At 42.6% G+C, this 13,454-nt stretch carries 13 protein-coding genes and 1 riboswitch; of the genes, 12 read left to right on the forward strand and 1 reads right to left on the reverse strand.

Annotation, left to right across the window (positions count from 1 at the left end; translation table 11 throughout):
- The first annotated feature begins 101 nt into the window (after positions 1-101).
- From I2D69_RS00530 to I2D69_RS00575, 10 genes are all read left to right on the forward strand, one after another.
- The gene (locus I2D69_RS00530; protein WP_173734859.1) at positions 102-713 is read left to right on the forward strand and encodes an ECF transporter S component; all 612 of its coding nucleotides are present in this window, start codon (positions 102-104) and stop codon (positions 711-713) included.
- A 314-nt stretch (positions 714-1,027) separates the two neighbouring features.
- Complete coding sequence (locus I2D69_RS00535) at positions 1,028-2,230, forward strand: class I SAM-dependent rRNA methyltransferase (protein ID WP_148461162.1); 1,203 nt, start codon at positions 1,028-1,030, stop codon at positions 2,228-2,230.
- Between the two features lie 132 nt (positions 2,231-2,362).
- Entirely contained in the window at positions 2,363-2,776 is a 414-nt protein-coding gene (locus I2D69_RS00540; RefSeq protein ID WP_118577786.1) for a hypothetical protein, read from the forward strand.
- A gap of 1 nt (position 2,777) precedes the next feature.
- Positions 2,778-3,632 carry a DUF5685 family protein gene (locus tag I2D69_RS00545; RefSeq protein ID WP_195379210.1) on the forward strand — a complete coding sequence of 285 codons (855 nt, stop codon included), beginning with the start codon at positions 2,778-2,780 and terminating at the stop codon, positions 3,630-3,632.
- Positions 3,616-4,275, forward strand: coding sequence for a J domain-containing protein (locus tag I2D69_RS00550; protein WP_173773178.1), 660 nt, complete (start codon positions 3,616-3,618; stop codon positions 4,273-4,275). The genes I2D69_RS00545 and I2D69_RS00550 overlap by 17 nt, the downstream gene beginning before the upstream one ends.
- Before the next feature lie 292 nt (positions 4,276-4,567).
- Positions 4,568-5,554 (forward strand): diaminopimelate dehydrogenase, encoded by a 987-nt coding sequence (locus I2D69_RS00555; protein WP_118577783.1) that lies wholly within the window; start codon positions 4,568-4,570, stop codon positions 5,552-5,554.
- Positions 5,555-5,863: 309 nt separating this feature from the next.
- On the forward strand, positions 5,864-7,384 hold the full coding sequence (locus tag I2D69_RS00560) for an N-acetylmuramoyl-L-alanine amidase family protein (protein WP_195379211.1): 1,521 nt from the start codon (positions 5,864-5,866) through the stop codon (positions 7,382-7,384).
- Between the two features lie 282 nt (positions 7,385-7,666).
- A complete protein-coding gene (locus tag I2D69_RS00565; protein ID WP_195379212.1) occupies positions 7,667-9,022 on the forward strand; it encodes a C40 family peptidase in 1,356 nt (451 codons plus the stop codon).
- 169 nt (positions 9,023-9,191) lie between these two features.
- Entirely contained in the window at positions 9,192-10,238 is a 1,047-nt protein-coding gene (locus tag I2D69_RS00570; protein WP_195379213.1) for a GDSL-type esterase/lipase family protein, read from the forward strand.
- Between the two features lie 103 nt (positions 10,239-10,341).
- A riboswitch (cobalamin riboswitch) is annotated at positions 10,342-10,530 on the forward strand.
- Positions 10,531-10,989: 459 nt separating this feature from the next.
- Entirely contained in the window at positions 10,990-11,298 is a 309-nt protein-coding gene (locus tag I2D69_RS00575; protein ID WP_173716619.1) for a cysteine-rich small domain-containing protein, read from the forward strand.
- A gap of 123 nt (positions 11,299-11,421) precedes the next feature.
- Here the strand turns inward: I2D69_RS00575 and I2D69_RS00580 are convergent, their stop codons facing one another.
- On the reverse strand, positions 11,422-12,135 hold the full coding sequence (locus tag I2D69_RS00580; protein WP_118577779.1) for a phosphatase: 714 nt from the start codon (positions 12,133-12,135) through the stop codon (positions 11,422-11,424).
- 279 nt (positions 12,136-12,414) lie between these two features.
- Here I2D69_RS00580 and I2D69_RS00585 point away from each other — a divergent pair, with 279 nt between their 5' ends.
- Positions 12,415-12,792 carry a BMC domain-containing protein gene (locus I2D69_RS00585; protein WP_021924989.1) on the forward strand — a complete coding sequence of 126 codons (378 nt, stop codon included), beginning with the start codon at positions 12,415-12,417 and terminating at the stop codon, positions 12,790-12,792.
- A 6-nt stretch (positions 12,793-12,798) separates the two neighbouring features.
- Positions 12,799-13,272, forward strand: coding sequence for a EutP/PduV family microcompartment system protein (eutP, locus tag I2D69_RS00590; protein WP_173770697.1), 474 nt, complete (start codon positions 12,799-12,801; stop codon positions 13,270-13,272).
- The last annotated feature ends 182 nt before the right edge of the window (positions 13,273-13,454 follow it).

Genomic DNA, 13,454 nt, shown 5'->3' on the forward strand with positions numbered 1-13,454 from the left:
ATTGGAGCTTGTTTGAGAAATCATTCCTGCAACTTGTGAGGCACATCTTGCAGAATGTTTTTTCAATATGTACCAGGTTTCCGGGAAAGAGAGAGAAACCTATGAACAAACAGAATTCTACCATTATGAAACTTGCAGAGACTGCACTTCTTGCAGCACTTTGCTATGTATCTTTTACATTTTTGCAGATTAAGATTCCGGTACCGGGTGGAGATGCTACTTCTCTTCACATCGGAAATACCTTCTGCGTGCTTGGAGCTCTGCTTCTTGGCGGTTGGTACGGCGGTCTTGCTGGTTCTATTGGAATGACTATTGCAGACCTTATGGATCCGGTTTACATTACAGGAGCACCCAAGACTTTTGTCCTGAAGCTTTGCATCGGTCTTATAACAGGTCTTGTAGCCCACAAGATTGCAAAGATCAATGAGACGAACGACAAGAAATACGTATTCAAATGGAGTCTGATCGCTTCCATTGCAGGTCTTGCTTTTAATGTGATCGCAGATCCCATCGTTGGCTATTTCTACAAACAGTACATTCTTGGTCAGCCCCAGGAAGTAGCGAGCATCCTTGCAAAATTAAGCGCCGGTGCTACATTTGTAAATGCAATTGTATCTACAATCCTGGTTGTGATTATTTACAATGCAGTTCGTCCAGCTCTTATTAAGGCAAATCTGATTCATGTACATGTAGCTGCAGCGAATGCGAAATAAGAAGAAAATAACCTTCTGGAAAAGCCAGAATATAAGATAAGTGAAAGCTCTGGAATGTCTGAACCGTGTACCGCCATTGAAAGTCAGATTTAGAATCTGACGATAGGAGGCGGGCTCAGGCAGTCCGGAGTTTTTTTGTTGTTAATGAGAATGAGATGTCTGTTAAAAAAAGAAGATGAATGGCTGGCAGTTTATAAAATTTTAAGATTAGTGAAATTTTTATGACTTTTTCGCAGAACCCCTGGAAACACTGGCAAATTGAGAAATTGTGTGCTACAATGTTACCTAAATCGCAAAAGCAAAGGAGTAGTGCTATGAGTCTGGCAGTAGTAACCCTGAAAAAGGGAGAAGGACGTCTTTTGAAATCCGGCGGAATGTGGATTTTTGATAATGAAGTAGCTTCTATTATGGGAAGCTTTGTAAATGGAGATATTGTACTGGTTCATGATTTTGACGGATATCCTCTGGGAAGAGGATTTATCAATACGAATTCCAGGATTGTGGTACGTCTTCTTTCAAGAGATGAGAATACTGTGATCGATGAGGAATTTTTTGAGAAAAGAGTGCGGGATGCATGGGAGTATCGTAAGAAAGTAACGGATACTTCAAGCTGTCGCGTGATCTTCGGAGAGGCAGATTTTCTGCCGGGTTTTATTGTGGACAAGTTTTCTGATGTGCTGGTGGTACAGTCCCTTGCACTTGGAATCGACCGTTATAAAGAGATGCTGGTGGAACTTCTGAAGAAAGTTCTGGCAGAGGATGGTATCCGGATCTGCGGCGTTTACGAGAGAAGTGACGTGAAAGTACGTAAGCAGGAGGGAATGGAGCCATATAAGGGCTTTATTGGTGAAGAGTTCCCTACTTTGGTTGAAATTGTGGAAAATGGTGTAAAATATCAGGTGGATGTAAAAGACGGTCAGAAGACAGGATTTTTCCTGGATCAGAAATACAATCGTCTGGCAATCCAGAAGCTTTGCAGGAATGCCAGAGTTCTGGACTGTTTTACCCATACTGGTTCTTTTGCTTTAAATGCAGGATATGCAGGAGCGAAAGAAGTAACTGGTGTGGATGCTTCACAGCTTGCAGTTGATCAGGCTACAGCCAATGCAGCTTTAAACGGACTTTCTGATTCTGTAAAATTTATCTGTGAGGACGTCTTCGATCTTCTTCCGAAACTGGAAGAGAAAGGCGAGAAATATGACGTGGTGATTCTGGATCCACCTGCATTTACCAAGTCAAGAAGCTCTGTTAAGAATGCGGTGAAAGGCTATCGTGAGATCAATCTTCGTGCTATGAAACTGGTGAAAGACGGCGGCTTCCTTGCAACCTGTTCCTGTTCACATTTTATGGATTACCAGCTTTTTACCCAGACCATCGGTCAGGCTGCCAGAAATGTGCATAAACGTCTTCGTCAGGTAGAATATCGCACCCAGGCACCAGATCATCCGATCTTATGGTCTGCTGATGAATCTTATTATCTGAAATTTTATATTTTCCAGGTCTGCAGCGACAGATAGGAAAAGGGCTGAATGATTGCCGATTGTTTTGTGAACCATATACAGAATCAGGGATAGGGAAATAATATAATAACAAAAGAGAGACAGAAACTTATTTCAGGAAGATAAGTTCACAAGAAAGAAGGTATTTTATTGAAAGAAAAATTTATGAGATTTATGCAGGGACGCAATGGAGTGGATCAGTTCGCGAGATTCACCATGGGAGTGGCACTGGCTGCTATTGTGCTCACCTTATTTACCGGGACCAGAAGTGGAATTGGCGCATTTCTGGATCTGTTTGGAATGGCTGCCATTGTTTATACTTATTTCAGGATTTTTTCCAAAAATATTTCCAAACGTTATCAGGAGAATCAGAAGTATCTTCAGATGACGGATAAGCTAAGAGCCCGTTTCCAGAAAGAGAAGCGAATGATGAGCCAGCGCAAGGACTATCATATTTACAGCTGTCCTGGCTGTGGTCAGAAAATCCGTATCCCCAGAGGCGGATTTAAGAAAGTGGAGATTGAATGTCCCAAGTGTCATACCAAATTTATAAAGAGGCGCTGATATGTTTGGATATATTGTAATGAACAAGCCGGAGATCAAGATGAAGGATTTTGACATGTACAGATCCTTTTACTGTGGACTCTGCAGGGAACTGCGTGAGAAATACGGGATATCCGGCCAGATTACATTAAGCTATGATATGACTTTTGTGATCATGCTTCTTTCCGGCCTTTATGAGCCAAAGACGTACAAGGGCACTACCAGATGCATTCTTCATCCTGTGAGAAAACAGCCGGTTCGAAAGAATGTGATGACAGAATACTGTGCAGACATGAATATACTTTTAACTTATTATAAATGTCTGGATGACTGGAACGATGACAGGAAATATGTGAAGCTTGGTTACGCCAGGCTTCTTGAGGGGAAAAATAACCGTCTGTTAAAACTTTATCCAGATAAGGCGAAGCGGATCGTCGAACTTCTGGATGCGCTTTCCGCTTTGGAGAAACAGGGGGAGACAGATATAGACAGAATGTCCGGGGTTTTCGGGCATATTATGGAGGAGATTCTTGCTTACAGGCAGGATGAGTGGGAGAAAAGCCTTCGAAGAATTGGCTTTTATCTTGGCAAATTCATCTATCTTCTGGATGCATATGATGATGTGGAAGAAGATGTGAAAAATAAAGATTACAATCCTTTCGCAGAAAAATATACAATGGAAGGGTTTGAAGGGGAAGTACGCCAGATCCTTATGATGATGATGGCAGAAACCTGCAGAGAATTCGAGAAGCTTCCTATTATTAAATATGGGGATATTCTTCGGAACATTTTATATTCCGGTGTGTGGTGCCGCTTCGAGGAAGTGAGCAGGAAACGCAGGGAAGAACGGGAGAAAGAACATGTTGGATCCATATAGCGTACTGGGAGTTTCCAGAAATGCAACAGATGAAGAAATAAAGAAGGCATACAGAAAGTTAAGCCGGAAGTACCATCCGGATGCGAATATTAACAATCCAAACAAAGATCAGGCAGAAGAGAAGTTTAAGGAAGTACAGCAGGCATATGAGCAGATCATGAGAGAACGCGAGTATGGAAGCAGTGGTGAATCTTCCGGCGGATACGGTGGTTACGGATATGGCGGATTTGGCGGCTTTGGAGGACAGCAGCGCCAGAGCACTTACGAAGATGAGGAAAGTGTGCGTAGACGTGCAGCAGCTAATTTTGTTCAGAGCGGACATTATCAGGAGGCTATGAATGTATTGAATTCCCTTTCCCAGAAGAATGGAGAGTGGTATTATATTTCCTCCATGGCGAACATGGGAATGGGGAATAATGTAAAAGCGCTGGAGCATATTCGTGAAGCTGTGCGCCAGGAGCCGAATAATCAGCAGTACCGTATGCTCCTGAACCGGATGGAGGGCGGTGGAAGCTGGTATGAGACACAGCAGGGACCGTTTGGAGGAATGCCGGTGGCAGGGGATGATATGTGTCTGAAGCTTTGTCTGGCAAATGCGCTTTGCGGAATGTGCTGTCCGGGAAGCGGAGTGCTGTGCTGTTGATAAAGTAGAAGTTTATGATACTGTACCGTGGAGAAGGATGCCATTGTACAGTATTCTTTTTTGAGGTGTTTTGATGTTACCAGAGAACAGTAACCTTTGAATGACAGATTTTGTTAAAAATCAATTGACAAGAAAACTCGCACGTATTAAACTGTTAAAGCGTGAAATAGATATAGATACCGCAGACGTGAAGCATCTGACGTTCGTATGGGATAATACAGCTTTTGGGGGCTGCATGACCATTTGTGGGGATTGTGCATCTGGCGTGCGGTAGTATAGGAGGAATCAGATAATGAGTATTCGTATTGGTATCCTGGGATACGGTAACCTGGGACGTGGCGTAGAATGTGCGATCAAACACAATCCTGATATGGAACTGGTGGGAGTTTTTACCCGTCGTGCTCCTGAGACTGTTAAAATTCTGACAGAGACAGCGAAGGTATATTCTGTAGATGATGCTGAGAAGATGAAAGACCAGATTGATGTTATGATTCTTTGCGGCGGAAGTGCTACTGACCTGCCAGAGCAGACACCGAAATATGCCCAGTGGTTCAATGTGGTAGACAGCTTTGATACCCATAAGAGAATCCCGGAACATTTTGCAAATGTGGACAAAGCAGCTTCTGAGAACGGTCATGTTGGAATTATTTCTGTAGGCTGGGATCCGGGAATGTTTTCCCTGAACCGCATGTATGCAAATGCAATCCTGACAAACGGCAAGGATTACACATTCTGGGGAAAAGGCGTAAGCCAGGGACATTCTGATGCAATCCGCCGTATCAAAGGGGTAAAGGATGGCAAACAGTACACTATCCCGGTTGAGGCTGCACTGGAAGCAGTAAGAAGCGGAAAGAATCCGGAGCTTACTACAAGGGAGAAACATACCAGAGAGTGTTTCGTAGTAGCTGAAGAAGGCGCTGATCTTGCAAGAATTGAGAATGAGATCAAGACTATGCCGAACTACTTTGATGAATACGATACCACAGTACATTTTATTTCCGAAGAGGAACTGAAGCGTGACCACAGCGGAATTCCGCACGGTGGATTTGTAATCCGCACAGGCAAGACCGGCTGGAACGATGAGAACAGTCATGTGATCGAGTACAGCCTGAAACTGGATTCCAATCCGGAATTTACTTCTTCTGTAATTGTTGCATATGCCAGAGCTGCATACCGCATGAACCAGGAGGGACAGAAGGGCTGCAAGACTGTATTTGATGTTGCACCTGCTTACTTAAGCGCTCTGAGCGGAGAAGAATTAAGAAAACATCTATTATAATCACTTTATAACAGAAATATTACAGAATTTATAAAAGGACAGTTCTTTTATATTGTGTGGGACTGTTCTTTTTTTATGGAAAATACCTTTGAAATCATTGCTTTTAAAGAAAAATAATACGAAAATATTGTGAAAACTTTACAGAGTTTTACTTTCGGGTTGACGATAGATGGAAACTGTAATATAATGAGCTACATAAAGCTGTAACAACTTTGTAAAAACTTGAAGATGATAATAACAGGGGTTGTGTTTGCTGGACTGCAGTATTACCTGTGGACAGCAACAGATTAATTAAAAAGGAAGGTAAGTATGCAAAACAAATGTAAAAAATTCAGACTTTGGAGTATCCTGCTGCTGGTAATGCTTATGGCAGCCGGTTTTACATGCCATAGTACATCAAGAGATGTACAGGCTGCCACGAAGAATGGATTCCGTACAGTAAAAGGAAAAACATACTACTATAAAAACGGCAAGAAAGTCAAAGGATGGCTTACCCTGAACGGTAAGAAATATTATTTTAGTAAATCTACCGGTGTTCAGGCGAAAGGCTGGGTGAAAGATAAAAAGGGCAGAAAGCGTTATTTCACAAGCAAAGCAGGTGTTATGGTAACTGGATGGCTTTCCAATTCCAAGGGACAGCGCCGTTACTTTGCACCGTCAACCGGATACATGAAGACAAAGTGGCTGAAGCTTGGCGGAAAGACCTATTACCTTTACGCGAAATCAGGCGTTGCAGCTACCGGTTTTGTAAAGGACAGCAAAGGAAATATCCGCTATTTTTCCAAAACGGGAATTATGGCCACTGGCTGGCTGACTAGCTCATCAGGAGTGAAGCGGTATTTTGATACTACATCGAAAACTGCTACCAATGGAATCATGGCAGTTGGTTTTAAGACGATCAATAATGTGACCTATTATTTCTACAGCGGCTCCGGAGCTATGGCGACGGGCTGGGTGGAGAATACAGACAAGGGTACAAAGTACTATTTTGATCCTGCTACAGGCGCGATGTACACAGGCACACAGACTGTTGATGGTGTTACATATACATTTTCCAGCACTGGTGTATGCCAGGGAGAGAAGCAGGATGATCCTTCTCCGAATGGAAATACAGGAAATAAGACCATCAAGAATTATCTTGCAGGAGCACTTTTACCTGTTGGAAAAGCACTTTACGTATGGGGCGGCGGATGGAATGATTCCACAAGAAAGGGTCTCAGCGATACCATGACCAGCTGGTATAATAAATGGTCAGCGAATCCATCCGGTTATGATTACAATAATTACCGTGATCTTTCTACTTCCAATCGTGCGAAAGGATTTGACTGCTCGGGCTTTGTAGGCTGGTCTGCTTATCAGGTAATGCAGACACAGTCCGGTGTAGGATATGGATACACAGTGGTTTCAGGTGAAATTGGAAGCTATTACAAGGGGAAAGGCTGGGGCTCAATCGTAAATCAGTCTTATCTGTCACAGAATGGTTGGGAGCTGAAGCCTGGCGATATCGGATACAATGATGGTCATACATGGATCGTTCTTGGACAGTGCAGTGATAAGAGTGTTGTTATCATTCATTCCACTCCGCAGGCAGGTGTCCAGATTTCCGGAACTACCACACCTACAGGAAGCTATTCCAGTGAGGCTGCAGCCCTTGCGAAGAAGTATATGTCCTTGTATTCCGGATACAGCATCTTCAACTATCATCCATCCGTTGGAAACTATATCCGAAATGGAAACTATCTGAGATGGAATGGAGATACACTTTCTGATCCGGATGGTTATTACAATATGACAGCAGACCAGATTCTGTACGATCTGTTTGGAAAATAATGGTTAAGTAATATACAAGAGAGAATCAGTGAAAATACTGGTTCTCTTTTTATGTAACAACGGAAATCTTTGAATTCCCCCTCTGTTGCACAAACACGCTCTGTGTCTCTTATTTAGACAAATATATTACGAAATGTTACAAAGTTTTAAAATTTATTGCAATTCAGGGTTGAAATCTTTGCGAGAGTGTGCTAATATGTAGCAAGATTGAATGAAATATTGCAAACATATTACAAATTGAGTTTTTTAGATTATCAAAAAGATTAACGAGGGTGATGAAACATGAAGAAAAGAATTGTATGTCTGACACTGGCAATTTTAATGTGCGGTTCACAGGTTGTAAGCGTAATGGCTGACCGTGAGAGCGATTTAAGAGAAGAGCAGGCCTGGACAAGCCAGCAGCTGGATGCTACATACGCACGTATGAGTGCTCTGTGGGATCAGAAGCAGCAGCTTGAGAGCCAGATCGAATCTTTGAATTCTGATCTTGTAAATGTAATGGTTTCCATTCAGACTCTTGAGAGTGATATCGCTTCCAAGGAAGCAGAAATTGAGAAAACACAGGGTGACCTGACCAAGGCTCAGAATGCCAAGGATAAACAGTACAGCGCTATGAAGAAACGTATTCAGTATCTTTATGAAAAAGGTGGAAACAATGCATGGTTCCAGATGATGTTAAATGCAGATAACCTTGCAGATCTTCTTACAAGAGCTGAGTATACACAGCAGATGTATGAGCAGGACAGAGAGAGCCTTCAGAAATATGCAAGAACGATTGAAGAAGTTCAGAAGTTAGAAGATCAGTATGAGCAGGAGAAAGCTGATTTTGAGACCATGAAGGAAGAATATGAGGCTCAGCAGTCTAACCTTCAGTATCAGTTGGATGTAACCCGTGCGAACAGTGCTGATTGCGAGAATGAGATCGCATACGCACAGCAGCAGGCTACTGAGTATGCGAACCTTCTGGAACAGCAGCAGGCAGAAATTGAGCAGCTTGAGGCAGAACGTATTGCAGCAGAAGAAGAGGCAAGACGTCAGGCAGAGGCAGAGGCCGCAGCAGCTGCAGCAGCACAGGAAGCAGCTCAGAACGGAGATAATTCCTCAGAAGATGTTCAGTATGATGAAGATGGAAATGTTGTAAGTGGTTCTTCTGATGGATCTTCTGATTATGAATACGATGAGTATGGTAATGTAATTGATACTGACAATACAGTTGATTACAATTCCGAGGCAAGCAGCTCCGACAGTTCCTCAGATAGTTCTTCTGACAGTTCATCAGCCAGCAGTTCTTCAGGTTCCGGCTCTTCTGTTGTATCCTATGCAACACAGTTTGTTGGAAACCCATATGTATGGGGTGGAACAAGCCTTACCAGTGGTGCTGACTGCTCTGGCTTTGTGCAGAGTGTATATGCAAACTTTGGCGTAAGTCTTCCAAGAACATCTTATGAGCAGCAGAATGCCGGATATGAAGTATCCTATGCGGATGCTCAGCCAGGCGACCTGATCTGCTATGGCGGACATGTTGCAATCTATATGGGAAATGGACAGATTGTCCATGCATCCAATGCCAGAGATGGCATCAAGGTCAGCGATAATGCTGCATACAGAACGATTACTTCTGTAAGACGTCTTGTGTAATCTGAATAAATGAATTTGTGAGCCCTTTCCGGAGATGAAAATCCGGAAGGGGCTTTTTACTGAAAATAATGTGGAAAAGCAAAGAAAAAAGAAGTATAGTAAGAATAAAAGTATTGTCTGAAAATCGTAACATAAATATTTCGTATAGCCAGATGAGAGGTGGAGAAAAATGCTTAGCCATTATCAGATGAAGGAAATTCCATATTTAAGAATATTAGGAAGAACGAATGGCAGTCTGGAACCGGTAACACTATTTTGGACCGCTTCCGGAATTGAACTGAATGTAAAAGCAACAGAAATATGGGTGAAAATCCGCTCCGATTATGATGTTTTTGAGCCATGGGTGGATGTGATCGTAGACGGCGTATGGTCCCAACGGCTTATGGTAAATAAGGGAGAACAGAAAATCTGCCTTTTCCGTAATATGGAAAGGGATAAGGTAAGAAATGTAAAGCTTCTTCGTGATACCCCTGCGTTTCCTACAGATGAAAAAACATTGCTTCAGCTGCTGGAGGTTGAAACTGACGGTGAGTTCTTACCTCTTGAAACACCGAAGCTCAGATTGGAAGTAATAGGGGACAGCATTACCTCTGGTGAGGGCGGCTGCGGTGCAGGAGAAGAAATGACATGGAATTCCTTTTGCTTCAATGCCGTGGATAATTATGCATATATGGCGGCAAAAGAACTGGGCGCGGTGTACAATTGCATCAGTCAGAGCGGCTGGGGCGTTTTCTGTTCCTGGGAAGGCAATGAGCAGCAGGCAATCCCGCTATATTATGAGCAGGTGTGCGGTCTTTTAAATGGAGAAAGAAACAAACAACTGGGTGCTATGGAAAAATGGGATTTCCAGAAGTTTCAGCCTGATGTGATCGTGGTGAATCTGGGGACAAACGACGGCAGCGGCACGAAGAATATGGACAGGGTTGGAAAGGCTGTGGAAGTCTTTTTGAGAAAACTGCGCGTATGTAATCCGGAAAGCTATATTCTGTGGTGTTATGGAATGCTTGGAGATGAGATTTTACCAACGCTTGAGAAAGCGGTGGGGAATTATAAAAGAAAAACAGGGGATGAACGCGTAGAATTTGTGAAGCTTCCGGATACACTGGAAGGAGAATTTGGATCAAGGCAGCACCCGGGGCACAGATCTCATGAAAAAACAGCGAAAATCCTGGTGGAGAAGATTCAGGAAAAAATGACGCTGCTGGTCACGCCGTGACTAGCAACATCTGGTTGATAAAAAAGTTGATAAAAAAATAACAAAAATCCTTTCAAAGGGTTGACAAAGACAGTGACCGGTGGTACTATGGTGTCAGTATAATTCCATAGTGAACATATTAAGTGCTGACAGCTACAAGCTGGCAGAAAGAGGGAATCAGGTGAGAAACCTGAGCGATCCGGTCACTGTAACAGAGGAGCGAATCTCATAGTCCATTGTGCTTGCGCATGAGAAGGAGAGATGATGTGATGATCCTGGAGCCAGGAAACCTGCTTGGTATGGCGAGGTTAAACTTCCGATGAAAGTGTAACAACCAGTTTTGGGGAATCCGCAGCCCTGAGATGTTGTCCGCTTTTGTGAGTGGACATTTTTTATGGAATGATCGCCTGTTCAGAAGAATTATACAGATTAAATGGCAGGCGATACTACTTCGGATGAAACCGTTCCCTCCGCGTATATATGAACGGATCATATTCTACCCCGGAGTAGCATCGCTCCCTCTTAAATCACGATGATTCAGAAGCCGCATATGCGGTATTTTTTTTACACTTTTCCTGAGCCTGTTTGTAGAATTATTCCGTAATCTCCTGCAGAGTGTGACGCACATCTTGCAGAAAGCCTTTTTTAAACACGCTCTGGCAATATTCTATTCCTGTAAGCGGGAGTCATTTTTATCATTTGATTTTTGTGCATTACGAAATAGAATATAAAGAATATTTTGTTTTGAGTTGTATGAGATAAGGAGAGAAATATGGAGAAAAAATATTGGGAAGACAAAGAATACGCTTATTTCAGCCATAAGAAATGTGAGTATTTTCCATGCCATAAAGGAGCTGATCCAGAGGACTTTAACTGTCTGTTCTGCTATTGCCCGCTTTATGCCCTTGGAGAAAAATGCGGCGGAAATTTCAAATATAATGAGAAGGGATTTAAAGATTGCACGAATTGTCAGCTCCCTCATAAGAAGAAAAATTACGGTTATGTGACAGGAAAATATCAGGAACTTGCAGCGATGATGCAGAAAGTAAGAGAAGCAGATCATAAAAATGAAAATGAGTAATCAAAGAAATAAGTATAAAAAACTCTCCGGAATATATACGAAGTTAAGCTTACGTATTTATATTTCTCGGAGAGTTTTTGCGTAATGCAAAATTCCATTGGAATTCTGCAAGCTGGATCCTTTTTATCGTATGCTTAACAGCATCTTTAATTTCGGAATCTGGTTGTTAAGAATCAGACCCTCTGGAAACATAGCATTATGAACGAAATCAGCGGCATAAGTGAAGTCTCCAATATGCTCTGTTCCATGACTGTCACTGGAAAGAACGATTGGAACCAGATACTTCCGGCAGCAGGACAGGATCTGCGCGCAGTTGGCATGGGTGTCGCCCCGATATCCGTAAGGCGCCAGGGAAGCTTCGTTGATCTCAAGGAGAACACCGTTTTCACCGGCAGCCTTTACAACTGCGTCGTAATCTATGTCATACTGGGGATTATCAATGTGTCCCAGGATCTTTATAACCGGATTCTTCATTACGTTCAGAAAAGCAGCAGTATTTTCTTCCCTGGTCTTTGGCCGGAAATTCTGATAATGCATGCTGGCGATTGCGTAGTCCAGCTTATCAAGAAGCTCCTGTGGCAGATCTGTTTTTCCATCGGTATCCAGAATGTTCAGTTCAATTCCATATAATAATTCCACGTCGAAACGCTTCCTTGGCGAATAGATCAGGCTTCGAAAATAAGAAGAAGTTCCTGCAGCCAGAGTGGCTGGTCCGTGGTCTGTGATTCCAAGAAGCTTCAGCCCTTTTTGAGAAGCAGCCTTTGCCATGTCGCTGATGGTGCAGGTTGTGCCGTGTCCGCTGGCAATGGAATGTGTGTGTATATCAGAAAGATACATAAAATCATCTCCTAGTCAAGATTACGTGAATATATGCAGCTGGTAATTTCACTATAAAAGTGTTTTGAAAAGCCATTTACAGTTAACTTTAGTATGCCAGAGGGCAAAAAACATGTCAATCATAAATAAGAAAAAACAGAAAAAACAAATAAAAACAACATTGCAGTACAAGAAAAACCACATATCGCATGCGGAGAAGTGTTGCTTTTTGTTGACACTTGGAAATCAGAAAGGTATAATCAAATCAGAAAATAAAAACCCTTTATTCAGGAGGAGAAAATGGGATACACAGATAATATGTCTCCGGAAATGAAACAGAGAATTGTACAGGAGCTTGTGCCAGGCAAGCAGATTTCCCTGGCACATATCATTGCTAATCCGGATAAGATTCTTTACACAAAGCTGGGTCTTGATCCATCTCTGGATTACTCAAGAGCGGCCATTGGGATCATGACTGTAAGTCCGGCAGAAACTGCTATCATTATGGCAGATATTGCGATGAAATCATCTGGCATTGAACTGGGGTTTGTTGACCGTTTCAGCGGAAGCCTGATCATCACAGGTACTGTGTCGGAAGTAGAAGCTTCTACCAGTGCAATTCTGGATTATGTGGGAAATAAACTGGGCTTTACTTTATGCCCCATTACAAGGACCTGACAGAATATGAAGAAACTTGTTCTGATCGGTCGCAGCGAGGCTGGAAAAACTACTTTGACCCAGGCCCTGCGTGGTGAAAAAATACATTATCATAAAACACAATATGTAAATAATTTTGATGTGATCGTAGATACGCCAGGAGAGTATGCCCAGACGAAAGGTCTGGGACACGCCCTGGCGTTGTATACATATGAATCAGATGTGGTAGGTCTGCTGGTATCTGCCACGGAACCTTATTGCCTTTTTCCACCTTGCATTACCTGTATGGCCAACCGTGAAGTAATTGGAATTGTTACCAAAATACACAATCCTGATGCAAATATAAAACTTGCCACGTCCTGGCTGGAACTTGCCGGCTGTAAAAAAATCTTTTATGTAGACTCCAGGCAGCAGGAGGGCATTCCGGAGATTTTGGAATATCTTAGGGAAGATGGCGATGTAATGCCATGGGAAAAAGATGCCTCTGATCCTGTGAATTAGAAAATACCTGTCAAATGTGGAAAAACAGTAAAACCAGCAAAACCACGAAAAACAACATAGCAATCCAGAAAAAAATCCACATAAAACAACATAAAACAACGGAAAAACCTTGACTTATAATGTGGAATGGTGTAAACTTACAACATAACCTAAAAAGTAACAGGCTAGCTATGCCTAGCCAT

The organism is Ruminococcus sp. D54t1_190329_F1, assembly GCF_015551645.1.
Classification (GTDB): Bacteria; Bacillota; Clostridia; order Lachnospirales; family Lachnospiraceae; genus Blautia_A; species Blautia_A faecis.